Source organism: Faecalibacterium sp. Marseille-Q3530 (assembly GCF_017377625.1).
Lineage (GTDB): Bacteria > Bacillota > Clostridia > Oscillospirales > Ruminococcaceae > Faecalibacterium > Faecalibacterium prausnitzii_E.
Genome location: NZ_JAFREH010000003.1, coordinates 1 through 15,626 on the forward strand (window position 1 = coordinate 1; position 15,626 = coordinate 15,626).

The window sequence follows — 15,626 nt, forward strand, 5'->3', positions numbered from 1 at the left end:
ACATCTTGCCGCCGCAATCGGCACAATAAAGCAAGCCTGTGAGGGGAGCTGCTTCGCCCCAGCCGTCCGGGTAGCGTCTGACATTCCCACGGATTTTCTGCACAAGGTCAAAGGTCTGCTGGTCAATAATGGCTTCGTGCGTATTCTCAAAAATCGTCCATTCGTCCTCCGGGACATAATGGCTTTTCTTGTCCTTGAAGTGCTTTCGGGTCTTGAAATTGATGGTGTGTCCCAGATATTCACGCTTTTCAAGAAAGTTGCAGATGGTGGAAGAACCCCAGCCGTACACATCTTTGAAAGTCTTATTCTTGTTCACGCCCTCGCCGTGCTGGGCAAGGTAAGCGGACGGAATGAGGACTTTTTCTTCTTTCAGCTTGCTGGCGATCTGATACGGACCGTAGCCCTCAATCGTCATGGCAAAGATGCGCTTGACCACATCAGAGGCTTCGGGGTCAACCAACCATTGGTCTCTGGCTTCGTTCCAGAGATAGCCGTAAATGACCGTGCCTGTGAGGTGCTTGCCGGACTTGCCTTTTGACTGGAAAGTGGAACGGATTTTACGGCTGGTGTCTCTGGCGTAATACTCGTTCATAATGTTGCGGAAAGGGGTAAAATCATCGTCCCCTCTGGCACTGTCCACGCCGTCATTGATGGCGATAAGTCGAACGCCACGCTGACGCAGGATTTCCATAATCTGACCGACTTTCAGATAGTCACGACCCATGCGGCTCATGTCCTTGATACACAGGTACTCCACATTCCCGGCTTCCACCTCTTTCATCATTGCCAAAAATCCGGGACGGTCAAAGCAAGTACCACTAATGCCATCGTCCGTGAAATGGACAATGTTCGTAAAGCCCTGCCGTGCGGCGAACTCCTCCAACATAGCCTTTTGATTGGAAATGGAATTGCTCTCACGCTGTTGGTCATCATCTTTGCCAAAGTCATCACGGCTCAGTCGTTCGTACAGAGCTGTGATTTTCTCGTTTTTTCTCATAACTTGCGCTCCTTTCTTCGGTTTTAGGTTGTGTGTTCTAAGAGACTTCCCAACCGCTTGATTAAGAAGTCTTTTAGAGCATACAACACCGGCTGCCAGCTTATATTTCTTATACTGCCGCACTGCGAAGTGGTTTGGCTTTTCCGATTCCAGTGCATCAAACATCAGGTCTACGGGGTTTTTGAACTCCTCGTCATCCTCACGGACTTCCATGGCGTTGATGAACTCGATGAGGGTGGAGAAGTTTTGCTCCTCCACCGGAGCTTCATAGTGGATATATCCAATCAACGCGCAATACAGCAATGTTTCCGCTTTTACCCAGAAATCGTCTCCGGCCTTGCCTTCGCCTTTGGTATTGGCGATCAGCGTTGTTACCAGCTTCAAAATATCCTTTTCGCTGTGAATATACGCAAAGGGATTATAATGCATGGATTTTTTGAAGTTGATGGTATTTAGGACCTTGATTCGGTACGGCTCATAAATGACCTTGCCGTGCTTATCCTTCATGGGCTTTCCGTCCTTCCCCAGCTTGGGCGCACCCCTTTGGAGCATTTTTCCGCACTCCACCAAAATGGTTCCCTTCGGGTCCGTCACAACATAGGAGCTGTGCATCTGCATCAGGTTGGGTTTCAGCCAGAATCGGGTCTTACCGGAACCGGAGCCGCCAATCACCAGTACATTTTTGTTTCTGGCAGTCTTGGGGTCCTTGGGGCGGCTGTTCATGGTCAGGCTCTCCGTTTTCGTCAGAATCACATTGTTCTGAAATACAGGATCAACGTAAGGTGCAATATCCTCACGGGTTCCCCAGCGGGCCGAACCATATTCCAAACCATGTCGATATTTCTTGGCGTTCTTGCTTTTAAGATACACCGCCAGCCTCAGACCAACACCGCAGCACAGCCCTACCAACAAATCCAATGGATGCAGGCTTGGCCAGAAACTTTGCAACGCCCCAGGCAGAACCGCAACCAGCGAAAGAAACTTTTCTGAAGCATCTGCCCCTTGTGCCATTCGCCATGCCTCTCCAAAATTGGTAGCAAACAGCCCCAGCAGGATATACGGCATATTCAGCAAAACGAGCTTTTTGATGTCCAATGTCTTTTTCATCGTTCCAGCTCCTTTCGCTTGGTGCGATCCACCACAGCATTTTTAACCATCTCTTTGAACTGGTTAAGTTTTGCCAGTACGGACGGGCGCTCTGTTTTCGTTGCCTTTTTGACCTTTTTGTTGGTGTACTCTGTAAAAGCTGCTGTCAGAGCATCTGCATCACGGCCTTTGAAAAAAATCAGGTACTTTGGCGGAGAACTGCTGCGGTCCTTTTTCACCGCATAATCCACACCATATTTCCGGGCGATTTTCTCAAACTCCTTGATAGAGGGGTCTGTGATCTCAATGTTGGATATTCCCTGATTCTGCCCGACAAGCTGCTTCACAGTCTGTTTTCCATGCGGAACAACCGGCGCATCACGGCTTCTCTGTTTTTCCAGCTTCTTTTCCTTGCGATGTGCCATGTACTTGCTTATGGCAGCCTTAAACATTCTGCCGGTAAACTTTGTTCCACTGACAACCAGCGTCAAAGTTCTGTTTTCCACTTCTTCCTGCATTTTCTCGCCTCCTTTCCACGAAGTTTGCAGGGAATCTCTTTTTTTGCTAAGGCGGAACCACCAGCCGCCGCAGAAGATAACGCTTCATACCGCCCTCCTTAGCGTAACTGGTCAGAACGGTCATAGTGCAGATTGCCCTGACGTACCTTTGCGTGGCTCAAAATCTTAATCTGCCCCTTTTCCTGACTATCCAGTGCTTTTTCATAACCGGTATCCGACAGGAACAGGCGGGTTCGTTCGCCTTTCCAGCCAACAGGGGAATCGTTCGTCAGCACATCAAAAATAATCATGTGCCGGGTGTCCTCCGCAAAACGCTGGAGGTCCATATATCCATGACCGTGATAATTCTGCGCTCCTGCCTTTGCCCGCATTTCTTCCATCAGCTGCCCTATGGTCTTTCCCTCAGACATTATGCTTGCTCCTTTCTCCCGGCAGTTCCGGGCAATAAAAAAGCGACCATTTACCAGCCGCCATACAGATCGTGATTTACTTGTGAGGTGTAATGATTGCTTATCGTGGTCGGTGCATTAAACAGAACGGTCAGAAGATACTGCTTCATGTTACGAATTTCCGTGGTGTTCTTCTGTAAACAGTCCATGACAAACTCAATGTGCGAGTTATCCAGCTTCAAGAACCTGGAACGAACGATTTCATGCGGAAAATCGCTTCCTGCAATACGGGTGGTCTTTCGCTTTGCACAGACCGTTTCCACGATTAGCTCCACAATCTCATCCAAATCCTCCCGATAAGTTTCATACTGCTGACACAGGTATTCATACCCGATATTCTCCTGAATCAATTCCCGATAACTCTCTATCTCTGTGAGTGACATCGCATCCCTTCCTTTCCGTTCCGGCAGACAATCTGCCGCGCAATCCCGGAAGGGAATGGAATCGGTACTTGATCCATAAATATTTTGTTTTTGAGTATTTGATTTCTCTATATTTAATTCTGCGGGCTTTTCCGTATCCGGTTTATCCATATACGGGTTTTCCGTATCTGGTGAATCCGTATCCGGTTTTCTAAGCTGTGGCTGCTCGTATATGACATACTCTGTATCGCTGATGCGTCCCTGCCGGTCACGCAGCTTGTGCCGCACAATGTAACCGGCAGCCTCCAATTCCCGCAACGCAGCGCCTATGGCATCCACGCCCTCCTTACAGATCTTTGCAAGACCACGGGTGGTGTAATTCCAGTCCTCTGGCAAAGATAACATCATGGAAAGCAGTCCCTTGGCTTTTAACGACAGGTTTGCATTTCGTAAATGATGATTGCTCATCACGGTATAATCACGGGTCCGTTCAATGCGAAAAACGGCCATCGACCTCACTCCTTCCGAATTTTGGGTACAAAAAAACCGCAATCCTCATTCCAAAGAATTGCGGTGTTCAACACTTTTCAAATTTTCTTGCATAGAACCAAAACAGCGGCTTTCGAGGACGCGCCTCTGTAAATGGCTCCTCCTGGGCGAAAGGAAGTGTTTGCATCACTCGGTCAATATCCGTTGATTCCATGTCATGCTGAGATTTGCAATCTTCCCGGATTGCTTCTTGAATTTCCTTTACCGTACACATAGTCATTCCTTTCCTTTCGTTGTATGGGTTTATGAGCGGCGGCGTTTTCCCGGTTTGAAATCGAGGATATGTCCCTCAATCACACGAGCGTAACGCTTGATCTTGATCTCCCGGCGCTGCTGGCTTTGCAGGGCGGCCTGATACCCGTCTTCAGTCAAAAACAGCCGCATTTCCTCTCCGGGACTGCCGTAAGCTGTGCTGGGACGCAGGACGGAAAACTCAATCATCCAGCGGGTGTTATCCCAAAACCTCTCTACGGCGAGAATGTTGTGTCCTTTCAGCTCACGGGCTGAAATATCTTTCATAGGCGGCTCCTTTCATCGCTCCTGGTCTCTCTGACGTTTACGCTGCCATTGTTCCAATAGCTTGATAATGGTCTCCTGCATCCGCTGGGGCGTATAGCTTTTAGGAAAATACTTCCGCAACGTGTCAGAGGTAAATGTCACTCGGTCCAGATCGCTTTTCTTTTCCTCACCCATGATGACACGCATCATATCGAGGGTCAGATGCCCCTCCTGACTGTATTTCTTGAGCCGCTGGGCTTGAGAAAGAGAAGGGGTAGCCTGTTCGCTGTCCATCGCGTCCAACAGGTCTACCTGTTCCTCCTTTTTGAGAAAGGACAGCTCATAGGCAGGGTTCAGGGCAATCTTCTTTTCATCCACCATGTCCAGCAGTTCGGGAATCAGCTCGGTCAGACGGATAAATCTTTTAATCTGTGATTTGCTATCTGGACTGTTCTCCGCGATTTTTTCTGCCGCAGTCAACTTCGGCCCAACTTGGGCCGAGGTTAAATCCGTCCTGGCTCCTTGGTGCTTAATGGCATCCAGTTTCATCTTATAGGCAAAGGCCCTTTCACTGGGAAGCAGGCTTTCTCGTTGCAGGTTGCTGTCAACCATAATGATCGTGGCGGCATCATCATCCAAATCCCGAACAATGACCGGCATGGTCTCCTTTTCTGCCAGCTCACTGGCTCTGTGCCGCCTGTGTCCGGCTACCAGCTCATAACCGCCCTCCGGGTCCGGTCGAGCAATCGCCGGAACCAGAACGCCATACTGCTTGATACTGTCAGCGGTCTCCATCATGGCTTCGTCATCCTTGACTTTGAATGGGTGGTTCTTAAAGGGATGCAGTTCAGACAGCGGAATCTCCTGAATCTTTTCCAGCTTTGCATCCTGACGGCCTTCTTCGGTGGAGAACAGATCATCTACCGAGGCCAGCTCTATTTTTTTCGCGCTGCTTTTCAAGTTTCAACACCTCCTTCGTCAGATTTCGATACCCCTCTGCCACCTTGCCGCCAGGGTCATGGGCGAAAATACTTTTTCCCTCTGCGCTAATTTCCTTTGCCCGGACAGAATGGGGGATTTCCGTTCCAAAGACTTTGATTTTACTTCCATAGGTGTCCCGCAGCAAAGCAGCAATCTCTTTGGCAAAGTTGGTGCGGTTATCCACCATCGTCAGCAGGATACCGTCAATCTGGAGCTTTGGATTGATCTGCCGTTTCACCTTACTGACCGTAGATAGAAGCTGTTCCAGCCCTTTAGCGGGCAGATACTCTGCCTGAACGGGAATGATGATCCTATTCGCAGCCGCCAGCGCATTGACCGTAAGCATCCCCAACGAAGGCTGACAGTCAATCAGGATATGGGAATATTGTCCCTTCAGTGTGTCCAGGTATTGCCGTAAAATCGTTTCACGGCTCATGGCGTTTACCAGAGAAACCTCCATACCGGAAAGCTGAATATCCGCAGGCATCAGGTCAACGCCTTCTGCATGATGCAGAATACCTTCTCCGGGGCGTATAGGCTGATCCATCAGAATTTTGCCCATTGCATCCGATAGTGTAAATGGCAGCTTGTCTGGTTGCGGATTTCCCAAGCTGATTGTCAGGCTTCCTTGCGGGTCCCCGTCGATCAGAAGCACTTTCTTTCCGGCCTGTGCCAGACCTATTCCCAAGTTCGCACAGGTTGTTGTTTTGCCAACGCCGCCTTTCTGGTTGGCGATGGCGATGATTTGTGTGTTCATGACTTCACCTCATTTCTGATTGTTGCTGTTGTTTCTGGAAATAGAAAAAGCCGCCACTTCAAAATTAACAGTGAAGTGACGGCTCTTTCTATCGCCGGAATACGAGTTCCTGAAATGAAAAAAGCACCCAGCATTTATACTGTGTGCTACATCAAATTCATATTCAATTATTCAAATTAGCTCAAACTATGCCAAACTGCCACAGCCAAAAAACGAGGGGAAGGAGGGCTGAAAAGCACCCCAAAAATCGGCTCTCGGTTAACCACTTTGGGAACCACTTTCCCCTCTTTTTGCCCTCTTTTTAGCCAGTTAACCACTTGCGGACCACTAAAAATTGGATGAAATCGGCTCTCGTTTTGCCAAATTTGGTCAAACCATATCAGCCCGTTTAGATATAGCAAAAGCCCGGAAAACCTTGATTTTCCGGGCTTTTTGAACCATTTTGATATAGTCTGAGCAGTCGATTATCGCTTGCTGAACTGCGGAGCGCGACGTGCAGCTTTGAGGCCGTATTTCTTACGTTCCTTCATACGAGGATCGCGGGTCAGGAAGCCAGCCTTCTTCAGGACTGCACGGTTCTCATCGCTCTGCTGCAGCAGGGCGCGGCTCAGGCCGTGGCGGATTGCGCCAGCCTGACCAGAAACACCGCCGCCGGAAACGCGGACGACGACGTCATACTTGCCCTCCAGGCCCAGCAGGACCAGCGGAGAACGGACGATCAGCTTCAGGGTCTCCAGACCGAAGTAGCTGTCGATGTCGCGATCGTTGATGGTGATCTTGCCGGTGCCGGTGTAAACGCGAACGCGGGCAACGGAATTCTTACGACGACCAGTGCCGTAGAAATAAGGTTTGGTTTCGTACATATTCGATTGCCTCCTTCTTAGAACTCGATCTTTTCGGGCTTCTGAGCTGCCTGAGCATGCTCAGCACCCTTGTAGCAGTGCAGGCGGGTCAGAGCCTTGGCACCGATGGTGTTGGAAGGGATCATGCCCTTGACAGCGTAGGTCATAGCCAGATCGCTGTTCTCAGCCATCAGCTTGCTGTACTGGACCTTCTTCAGGCCGCCGATGAACTTGCTGTGGGTGATGTGGAACTTCTGCTCGGCCTTCTTGCCGGTCAGGACAGCCTCGTCACAGTTGATGACGACGACGTAATCGCCGCAATCGACGTTGGGGGTGTAGTTGACTTTCTGCTTGCCGCGCAGCAGAACAGCAGCCTCAGCAGCGACGTGACCCAGGCTCTTGCCGGATGCGTCGAGCAGATACCACTTGCGCTCGACTTCAGCGGGCTTTACGAGAGTAGTGCTCATATCTATTTCCTCCTGATAAGTGTTTTAACGGTTCAGGCACCCTTTTGGGGCGCGAGTGTCAGTATACATCACAAAAACGCGCCTGTCAACAGAATTTTTTGATTTTTTCGGTACAAACTTTTCATTCTCTCGTTTTCGCTTGAAATCTCTTGAAATCTCGCGATTTCAGATTTTGGATTTTTCAACTGATTTTTTGCCGCTGCGGGCGGATTTCTGGGGCAGGGCGCTACAATTTTGCCCAGAGATGTGCTATACTATATTTGATATTGTAAAAAGGAGACGATTCCATGCCGAAGAACATTCACACGCAGGACTCTTCCCAGCAGCGGGCATCCCGGCTGCTGCTCGCCATGGGCGTGATCGTGCTGGTCGGTGCGCTGGCTTACTTTGTGCTGACGCTGGTCGTCAACCGCCGCACCCCGGCAGCCCCCGACACCCACTACACCGCCGACAACGGCATCGTGCTGGACTACGAAAGCGCCGTCTGGCCCGTGTGCGAGATGACCGAGGACGACACCCTCGGCCACGCCCTCAAGCTGGCCTCCGGCACCGACAGCGACAACGCGAACTATCAGATCGTGCTGTTCCAGCGGGGGGACGCCTCGACCTACGAGGATTACATCGGCCAGTCGGAATCCGACCTGAAGAGCGCCTACGGCGTCATCAGCCCGCGCAAGGTCAAGATCCAGATCGAGGGGGCCACCGTCACCGCCGTGCGCTGCGACATTCAGGCCTATTATGCAGTCCTTGCCACCGTGGAATACGACAGCGGCGATGTGGTCTATGTTTCGGGCCTGACCAAGCTGGCCTCCATCAGTGATATCGTGAATCTTGTAGAGAGCGTTTCCCTGACCTGAGGGCCGCTCACAGAAAAGGAAGGGATCTTCCATGCCGACAACCACCTTTGAAAAACATGTCTGGGCCGAGATCGACCTCGACGCCCTGCGGGCCAACTTCCGGGCCGTGAAGGAGCGGGCGGGCGGCCTGCCGCTCTGTGCCGTCGTCAAGGCCGACAGCTACGGCCATGGGGCCATCCAGTGCTCCCGCGTCTTCGCCGAGGAGGGCGCGGCCTGGCTGGCCGTCAGCTGCCTGGCCGAGGCCTTGCAGCTGCGCAATGCCGGGCGGACGCTGCCCATCCTCATTCTGGGCCATGTGGAGCCGGAGTACGCCTCCGCCCTCATCGAGCAGCACATCACCGCCGCCTGCTACTCGCTGCCGCAGGCAAAGGCCCTGAGTGCGGCTGCCGAACGGGCGGGCGGGACTGTGGACATCCACCTCAAGGCCGACACCGGCATGGGCCGCATCGGCTTTGCCCTGCGCACCGATTTTGACTGGGCCATCGCCGAGATGCTGGAGGTCTGCACCCTGCCCGGCCTGCGGATGACCGGCCTGTTCCAGCACTTCGCCGTGGCCGACGACACCGATGCCGGGAATGTCGCCTACACCGAGGAGCAGTACCAGCTCTTTCTCCGCGCCTACCGCGCCTTAAAGGCTGCCGGGCAGGAGCCGCCGCTCGTCCACTGCGACAACTCCGCCGGGGTCATGCTCCATCCCGACTGGCCCAGCAGCGCGGTCTCCGTGCCCTGCATGGCCCGCCCCGGCATCATTTTGTACGGCTTCGACCCCAGCGACGAAGTCCGCTTCGGGAAGTTCCGCCCGGTCATGAAACTCAAAACCGTGGTCAGTATGGTCAAGGAGCTGCAGCCGGGCCAATCCACCAGCTATGGCCGGCGCTTCACCGCCGAAACCCCCACCAGAGTGGCCACCCTCTGCACCGGCTACGCCGACGGCTACCCCCGCCTGCTGAGCTGCGGCAAGGGCATCGTAGAAGTCCACGGCGTCCCCTGCCCGGTGCTGGGCCGGGTCTGCATGGACCAGCTCATGGTGGATGTCACCGCCGTGCCCGTTGTGCAGGAGGGCGACGAGGCCATCCTCTGGGGCGGCACCGTCAGCGACAGCGCCGAGGACATCGCCCGCAAGACCGATACCATTTCCTACGAGGTGCTCTGCGGGGTCTCCCGCCGGGTGCCCCGCGTCTACCTCGAACACGGCCGGATCATCGCCGTGGAGGACTGGATCTTATCATAAATCGAACACCCACTATTTTCCGTTGGAGGAACAGATGGCAAGAGACAACATCCGCAATTTCTGCATCATCGCACACATCGACCACGGCAAATCCACCCTGTCGGACCGCATTCTGGAGCTGACCAAGAGCGTGGACGAGCGCACCATGGAGGACCAGATCCTCGACAACATGGACATCGAGCGCGAGCGCGGCATCACCATCAAGGCCCGCGCCGTGACCATGAACTACACCGCCAAAGACGGCAAGGTCTACGAGTTCAACCTCATCGACACGCCGGGCCACGTAGACTTTGCCTATGAAGTCAGCCGCAGCCTGGCCGCCTGCGAAGGCGCGATCCTGGTGGTGGACGCTACCCAGGGCGTCGAGGCCCAGACGCTGGCCAACACCTACATGGCGCTGGAACACGATCTGGAGCTGGTACCCATCCTGAACAAGATCGACCTGCCCAGCGCCCACCCGGACGAGGTGGCGCAGGAAGTGGAAGACGTCATCGGTCTGCCCTGCCTGGATGCACCCCGCGTCTCGGCCAAGACCGGCCTGAACATCGACCAGGTGCTGGAGCGGGTGGTCAGCGACATCCCCGCCCCCACCGGCGACCCGGACGCCCCCCTCAAGGCCCTGATCTTTGACAGCATCTATGACAGCTACAAGGGCGTCATCGTCTACATCCGCGTCTTCGAGGGCACCGTCAAGCCCGGCGACACCATCCGCCTGATGGCCACCGGTGCCCAGTTCACGCTGGTGGAGGTCGGCCACATGGGCGCGACCAGCCTGACCCCCTGCGACCAGCTGCAGGCCGGTGAGGTCGGCTACCTGACCGCCAGCATCAAGACCGTGCAGGACACCCGCGTGGGCGACACCGTCACGCTGGCCAACCGCCCCACTGCCGAAGCCCTGCCCGGCTACCGTCAGGTCAAGCCCATGGTCTTCTGCGGCATCTACCCCGCCGACGGTGCCAAGTACCCCGACTTGAAGGACGCACTGGAAAAGCTGCAGCTGAACGACGCCTCCCTGACCTTTGAGATGGAGACCAGTGCGGCCCTGGGCTTTGGCTTCCGCTGCGGCTTCCTCGGCCTGCTCCACATGGAGATCATCACCGAGCGTCTGGAGCGCGAGTTCGACCTCGACATCATCACCACCACCCCCAGCGTCCGCTACCGCCTGACCCTGAACGACGGCACGGTCGAGATGATCGACAACCCGTCCAGCTATCCGGACCCGTCCACCATCGTCAAGCAGGAGGAGCCGTTCGTGGACGTCCACCTCTACACCCCCAACGAATATGTGGGCAGCCTGATGGACCTCTGCCAGCAGAAGCGCGGCGTTCTGGCCGACATGAAGTATCTCGACGACGTCCGGGTGGACCTGCACTATGCACTTCCGCTGGGCGAGATCGTCTATGACTTCTTCGACGCCATCAAGAGCCGCAGCCGCGGCTATGCCAGCTACGACTACGAGTTCAAGGAGTACCGCGAGAGCGACCTCGTGAAGCTGGACTTCCTGCTGAACGGCGACCCCGTGGACGCTTTGTCCATGATCGTCTTCCGCGACAACGCCTACGGCAAGGGCCGCCGCATCTGCGAAAAGCTGCGGGACAACATCCCCCGCACCCTGTTCGAGATCCCGGTCCAGGCTGCCATCGGCGGCAAGATCATCGCCCGTGAGACCGTCAAGGCCATGCGCAAGGACGTTCTGGCCAAGTGCTACGGCGGCGACATCACCCGCAAGAAGAAGCTGCTCGAAAAGCAGAAGGAAGGCAAAAAGAAGATGCGCCAGCTCGGCAGCGTCTCCCTTCCCAGCGAGGCCTTCACGGCCGTGCTGAAGCTCGACAGCGATGACGATTGATTAACAATCCCTTTTTATAAAAAACCGCTCCGTGTGAATGTTCATACACGAAGCGGTTTTTTGCTATTTTATTTTTGTTATCTTTAGACGAACACGTCTTTTACCATGTTTTCAAAATCATGGTAGTACTGATACTCCGCATCATAGTCCATTTCATTCACATGCGAAAGTGCGTTCAAAAGCATTCCGCTCAGACTATTTGCTCTCTCCTGTTCTTGATGCTTTTTTCCCGTCAGGACGCTTTGCCCGTAGTAGAAGCACTGAAACCAAACCTTGTTTCCTTGTTTGCGAAGAATGATGCAGTACTTGAAATAATCTTCCGGATGCGTCTGATTCACAATGGTCAGACAGGCTTCTTTCGTTGCATTCAGCAAACCACCATGTTTTACTTCATCCCTTCCGAACTGAATCGGAAGACCGTATTGTGCATCATTCTTCTCTTTCAGGAGTTCTTCTACCAATTTCAAGTTAATTTTTTCAGCTGCTGCCCCGGAAAAATAGCAGTTTGTCCCCTCACAGCTTTTCAAATCGTTATCACGAATCATTGCAGTTACATCTCCTCAAAATCTGCACAGGCAGTGCGGTATGCACTGGTCGATTCATCCTTGCACTGACAATATCCCTGCACATAAAATCGGCAGTCTTTGCAGCATTCGCCGTCGTATGCCATACACTTCAAAGTCATTTCGTTCATGATTCATATCCTCCATTCAAAAGTATCTTCGCTAAATAAGCGTTTCCTTCATCGTCCAGTTCATAAAGATTGATTTGGACAGTCTCTATCAACTGAACCGCAAGAACTGAAACGCATCTTCCATAAATTCTTGAAAACAGTTGATTTGTCTGCCGGTCTTGTGATGAAAACTCGGCAATTCCATATAGGTGACTGTGCCACAAACCGACCACATCAAGCCAAGGCGCTTTCGCTATGAGTTTTTCGCAACTTTCAGCAGCTACTTTTCCATCCAATTGAAAACTTCCTCTCTTGCAATTTTGAAAGTCTTCTGGAATTGTAAGTTCTTCCACCAGAATCTTTTGTGGCATTTTCCTTCCCAACAGGATTCCGCCTACTTCAAACTTCTGGCCGCTTTTCAAAACACAGTCGCGAATCGCATTTTGAACCTCTTCGTTTATTTCAATCACTGCACACGGTACATCGGAGAATAGCCACATGCGCTACAAGGCGTGTCAGACTTATTCTGCCAACTCGGAACAAGACGATATTCCGTATTATGACAGTTCGGGCATTCAAACACATCGCTGTTAAACGCAATTGTCGGAATCTCTTTCAGTTTTTCAGTCGTACGGATCCATTCAACTTTTTTCATCATGATTTCCTTCCTTTTTGCACTTGCGAATTTTTGATTGTTGAAAACACAAAGAACTTGTCTGTTTTCCTGTATTTTCAATTCCCACTCCATTTTAACGGATTTTCCGTTAAAAATCAAGATGCGACATTCATCCTTTGTAGACTTTCTACAAAGAGGTGATTTCATGCTATACGTTGAACGTGTTCGAGAGCTTCGCAACGACCATGACCTGAATCAAACACAGGTTGCAAAAGCGATTCATGTTGCGCAAACGACCTATTCAGACTATGAAAAAGGGAAAGTTCGAATCCCCGTCGAGTGCCTGATTCAATTAGCGAAGTTTTATAACGTCGATATGAACTATATCACTGGCGTCAGTGATATTCCTCGTCCCTTTCCCGTATGATAAACAGGCCCCCATCTTCTGAAGCATCGAAACTCAGAAGGTGGGGGCCTGTTGCGTTTTCTGTAATTTACTGTCCAAACTCCTTCAGGCACTTCTTGATGCCTTTCAGAGAAGAGATGACGATCATGCCATAGCCGTATGCCTGATACAGCTCATTGATGCAGGCCATCGTGACCATGAGCACCTCCCAGGCGGCCTTGAGGTAGGGCTTGGCCGGGCGGAGGGTATTTTTGACTGCGGTGACGGTGTTTTCGAACCAGGCGGGGGCACCGCCGCAGATGGATTCCAGCTCCTCCTGCGGGATCGCTGCGCACTGGGCGGGCAGTTTCAGTTTTTGTTCCATTCCAGTCCCTTTCACATTGCAAGGCCTACTGCGACCAGCACCAGCATGCCGCCCACGATCAAAATCGTGCCCTTATGGCGCTCCAGAATGCCCGCAGCGGTGTCAGCCGGAGCCGTCGGCTCGGTGGGCACCTGGTCGATGGGGCTCCACTGCGCGTAGACGGTGGCCTCTTCGCCGGAGAACACAGTCTCACCCGCGACGATGGCGTCGCCGCCCACGATGTCGGTGAACCAGCCGTTGAAGGTATAGCCTTCCATGATGGGGGTGGGCAGGCTGGACAGCTTGCCGTCGGCATTGGTACGCTCCACCACCGGGATGCCGGTGCCGCCGCAGGTTTCAAAATAAATGATAACTTTTCCGTCGTTCTCGCTCTCGTCCAACGGCTGGGCAGCCAGCGCCGCCGGGGCCAGCACACACAGTGCTGCGATGCACAGCAGCACGGCGAGCCTCTGTTTTACTCGTTTCATTGCACTTCCTCTTTTTGAGGCGTCGTTCAGACGCCATACCCTTGCGCCTCGATGACCTCCACGACCTGCGACACGTACTTCTGGCAGGTGTCGTGGTCGGGGGCTTCCACCATAACGCGGACAAGCGGCTCCGTGCCGGACTCACGGACCAGAATGCGGCCGGTGTCGCCCAGTGCCTCAGCCACCGCCTTGACGGCGGCCTGCACAGCGGCATCGGCCTGCGCCGCCTTCTTGTCGGTCACGCGGACATTTTCCAGCACCTGCGGATAAATGGTCAGCGGCTCGGCCAGCTTGCTCATGGGCAGCTTTTTGGCCAGCATGACTTCCATCATCTTCAGGCTGGTCAGGATGCCGTCGCCGGTGCTGGCGTACTGGCTGAAGATGATGTGGCCGCTCTGCTCACCACCGATGCGGCAACCGTTCTTGGCCATGTACTCGTAAACATACTTGTCACCGACGGCGGTCTTGGCGTAGCCGATGCCCTTTTCATCAAAGGCCTTGTACAGACCGAAGTTGGACATCACGGTCGTGACGACGGTATTGTTCATCAGCTCGCCATGTTCCTGCAGGTAGCAGCCATAGATGTATAGGATGTGATCGCCGGTGATGACATTGCCCTTCTCGTCCACGCACAGGCAGCGGTCGGCGTCGCCGTCGTAGGCAAAGCCGACGTCGAGATGATTCTCGACCACGAACTTCTGCAGGCCCTCGATGTGGGTGGAACCGGCATTGTTGTTGATGTTCAGGCCGTTCGGCTTGTTGTTGATGACGTAGGTGTCGGCACCCAGAGCATCGAACACAGACTTCGCGATGTTCCAGCTGGAACCGTTGGCGCAGTCCAGACCGACCTTGATCCCCTTGAAGGAGTAGATGCCCAGGCTGATGAGGTAGCCCATGTAGCGGTTGCGGCCTGCCACATAGTCCACGGTGCAGCCGATGTGCTCGCGGTGGGCAAAGGGCAGCTCCGGCCAGTCCTGATCGAAGACGTGGAGCTTGCCGTCGATGTAGTCCTCCACCAGCAGCAGGGTCTCTTCGGGCATCTTCTCGCCGTAGCAGTCGATGAGCTTGATGCCGTTGTCGTAGAACGGGTTGTGGCTGGCCGAGATCATGATGCCGCAGTCAAAGTCATCCACGCGGGCGATGTAGGCCACAGAGGGCGTCGTGGTGACGTGCAGCAGATAGGCATCTGCGCCGGAGGCCGTCAGGCCGGCACAAAGGCTGTACTCAAACATGTAGGAGCTGCGGCGGGTGTCCTTGCCGATGACGATGCGGGCAGGCTCGTTGTTGCCGTTGCGCTCGCGGAGCTTGTTGTAATACCAGCCGAGGAAGCGGCCCACCTTGTAGGCGTGGTCAGCGGTCAGCGTGATCCCGGCTTCGCCGCGGAAGCCATCGGTCCCAAAATACTTTCCCATAATGATCCTTCCTTTTTCGTTCTATATAAAATCAGTATTTGTTCAGCAAGATCGTTCTGTATTTTATATCATAACATATTGACGCGGAAGTTTCCATCCTGAATTTGGATTTTCCCAAAAGCAGTGGAAACCTTTCAGATCATTCAATAAATTTCATTCTTTCGACATGATTTTGCAAATTTTCGCGGATTTCCTATTTTTTCTTGACCTGAACCGCAAAACTGTGTAGAATGAAAGACACATCAGAG

At 53.3% G+C, this 15,626-nt stretch carries 21 protein-coding genes; 4 read left to right on the forward strand and 17 right to left on the reverse strand.

Annotation, left to right across the window (positions count from 1 at the left end; genetic code table 11):
• The 10 genes from J3350_RS04250 to rplM form a co-directional block, all read right to left on the reverse strand.
• A partial coding sequence (locus tag J3350_RS04250) for a recombinase family protein (RefSeq protein WP_207685811.1) occupies window positions 1-2,104 on the reverse strand: 2,104 nt, incomplete at its 3' end.
• Window positions 2,101-2,601: a PcfB family protein gene (locus tag J3350_RS04255; protein ID WP_007886614.1), complete on the reverse strand. Its 501-nt coding sequence runs from the start codon at window positions 2,599-2,601 to the stop codon at window positions 2,101-2,103. The genes J3350_RS04255 and J3350_RS04250, both read right to left, overlap by 4 nt.
• A gap of 98 nt (window positions 2,602-2,699) precedes the next feature.
• Window positions 2,700-3,011: a DUF5720 family protein gene (locus J3350_RS04260; RefSeq protein WP_008728385.1), complete on the reverse strand. Its 312-nt coding sequence runs from the start codon at window positions 3,009-3,011 to the stop codon at window positions 2,700-2,702.
• A 50-nt stretch (window positions 3,012-3,061) separates the two neighbouring features.
• The gene (locus tag J3350_RS04265) at window positions 3,062-3,922 is read right to left on the reverse strand and encodes a DUF6017 domain-containing protein (protein ID WP_007886611.1); all 861 of its coding nucleotides are present in this window, start codon (window positions 3,920-3,922) and stop codon (window positions 3,062-3,064) included.
• A gap of 67 nt (window positions 3,923-3,989) precedes the next feature.
• Window positions 3,990-4,175 (reverse strand): hypothetical protein, encoded by a 186-nt coding sequence (locus J3350_RS04270; protein ID WP_009322017.1) that lies wholly within the window; start codon window positions 4,173-4,175, stop codon window positions 3,990-3,992.
• 29 nt (window positions 4,176-4,204) lie between these two features.
• Window positions 4,205-4,480, reverse strand: a complete 276-nt coding sequence (locus tag J3350_RS04275) for a DUF5720 family protein (protein ID WP_009322018.1) — start codon at window positions 4,478-4,480, stop codon at window positions 4,205-4,207.
• A gap of 12 nt (window positions 4,481-4,492) precedes the next feature.
• Window positions 4,493-5,419, reverse strand: a complete 927-nt coding sequence (locus J3350_RS04280) for a ParB/RepB/Spo0J family partition protein (RefSeq protein WP_207685812.1) — start codon at window positions 5,417-5,419, stop codon at window positions 4,493-4,495.
• Complete coding sequence (locus tag J3350_RS04285) at window positions 5,376-6,197, reverse strand: ParA family protein (protein WP_014078512.1); 822 nt, start codon at window positions 6,195-6,197, stop codon at window positions 5,376-5,378. The genes J3350_RS04280 and J3350_RS04285 overlap by 44 nt, the downstream gene beginning before the upstream one ends.
• A gap of 464 nt (window positions 6,198-6,661) precedes the next feature.
• Window positions 6,662-7,060, reverse strand: coding sequence for a 30S ribosomal protein S9 (gene rpsI, locus J3350_RS04290; RefSeq protein ID WP_097791584.1), 399 nt, complete (start codon window positions 7,058-7,060; stop codon window positions 6,662-6,664).
• A gap of 17 nt (window positions 7,061-7,077) precedes the next feature.
• A complete protein-coding gene (gene rplM, locus J3350_RS04295) occupies window positions 7,078-7,506 on the reverse strand; it encodes a 50S ribosomal protein L13 (protein WP_097791583.1) in 429 nt (142 codons plus the stop codon).
• A 287-nt stretch (window positions 7,507-7,793) separates the two neighbouring features.
• Between rplM and J3350_RS04300 the strand changes: the two genes are divergently transcribed.
• The 3 genes from J3350_RS04300 to lepA are packed head-to-tail and all read left to right on the forward strand — an operon-like array spanning window position 7,794 to window position 11,440.
• Window positions 7,794-8,363, forward strand: a complete 570-nt coding sequence (locus J3350_RS04300; protein ID WP_207685813.1) for a hypothetical protein — start codon at window positions 7,794-7,796, stop codon at window positions 8,361-8,363.
• Window positions 8,364-8,394: 31 nt separating this feature from the next.
• Complete coding sequence (gene alr / locus J3350_RS04305; RefSeq protein WP_207685814.1) at window positions 8,395-9,594, forward strand: alanine racemase; 1,200 nt, start codon at window positions 8,395-8,397, stop codon at window positions 9,592-9,594.
• Between the two features lie 34 nt (window positions 9,595-9,628).
• Window positions 9,629-11,440 (forward strand): translation elongation factor 4, encoded by a 1,812-nt coding sequence (gene lepA, locus J3350_RS04310; protein WP_207685815.1) that lies wholly within the window; start codon window positions 9,629-9,631, stop codon window positions 11,438-11,440.
• 83 nt (window positions 11,441-11,523) lie between these two features.
• On the opposite strand, the gene J3350_RS04315 is transcribed toward lepA, so the two are convergent.
• The 4 genes from J3350_RS04315 to J3350_RS04330 are packed head-to-tail and all read right to left on the reverse strand — an operon-like array spanning window position 11,524 to window position 12,888.
• Window positions 11,524-11,985 (reverse strand): hypothetical protein, encoded by a 462-nt coding sequence (locus J3350_RS04315; protein ID WP_207685816.1) that lies wholly within the window; start codon window positions 11,983-11,985, stop codon window positions 11,524-11,526.
• A 5-nt stretch (window positions 11,986-11,990) separates the two neighbouring features.
• A complete protein-coding gene (locus J3350_RS04320; protein ID WP_207685817.1) occupies window positions 11,991-12,134 on the reverse strand; it encodes a hypothetical protein in 144 nt (47 codons plus the stop codon).
• Window positions 12,131-12,613 (reverse strand): Mov34/MPN/PAD-1 family protein, encoded by a 483-nt coding sequence (locus J3350_RS04325; protein ID WP_242700128.1) that lies wholly within the window; start codon window positions 12,611-12,613, stop codon window positions 12,131-12,133. Before J3350_RS04325 ends, J3350_RS04320 begins: the two co-directional genes overlap by 4 nt.
• Window positions 12,580-12,888 carry a hypothetical protein gene (locus J3350_RS04330; protein ID WP_207685819.1) on the reverse strand — a complete coding sequence of 103 codons (309 nt, stop codon included), beginning with the start codon at window positions 12,886-12,888 and terminating at the stop codon, window positions 12,580-12,582. Before J3350_RS04330 ends, J3350_RS04325 begins: the two co-directional genes overlap by 34 nt.
• Window positions 12,889-12,934: 46 nt before the next feature.
• On the opposite strand from J3350_RS04330, the gene J3350_RS04335 reads away from it, so the two are divergent.
• Complete coding sequence (locus tag J3350_RS04335) at window positions 12,935-13,156, forward strand: helix-turn-helix domain-containing protein (RefSeq protein WP_207685820.1); 222 nt, start codon at window positions 12,935-12,937, stop codon at window positions 13,154-13,156.
• A 67-nt stretch (window positions 13,157-13,223) separates the two neighbouring features.
• Here J3350_RS04335 and J3350_RS04340 read toward each other — a convergent pair whose 3' ends face one another.
• From J3350_RS04340 to glmM, 3 genes are read right to left on the reverse strand one after another with little or no spacing between them, the layout of a single operon-like run.
• Complete coding sequence (locus J3350_RS04340; RefSeq protein WP_118552354.1) at window positions 13,224-13,499, reverse strand: hypothetical protein; 276 nt, start codon at window positions 13,497-13,499, stop codon at window positions 13,224-13,226.
• An 11-nt stretch (window positions 13,500-13,510) separates the two neighbouring features.
• Complete coding sequence (locus tag J3350_RS04345) at window positions 13,511-13,966, reverse strand: InlB B-repeat-containing protein (RefSeq protein ID WP_207685821.1); 456 nt, start codon at window positions 13,964-13,966, stop codon at window positions 13,511-13,513.
• Window positions 13,967-13,992: 26 nt separating this feature from the next.
• Window positions 13,993-15,378 (reverse strand): phosphoglucosamine mutase, encoded by a 1,386-nt coding sequence (gene glmM / locus J3350_RS04350; protein ID WP_207685822.1) that lies wholly within the window; start codon window positions 15,376-15,378, stop codon window positions 13,993-13,995.
• Window positions 15,379-15,626 lie beyond the last annotated feature (248 nt).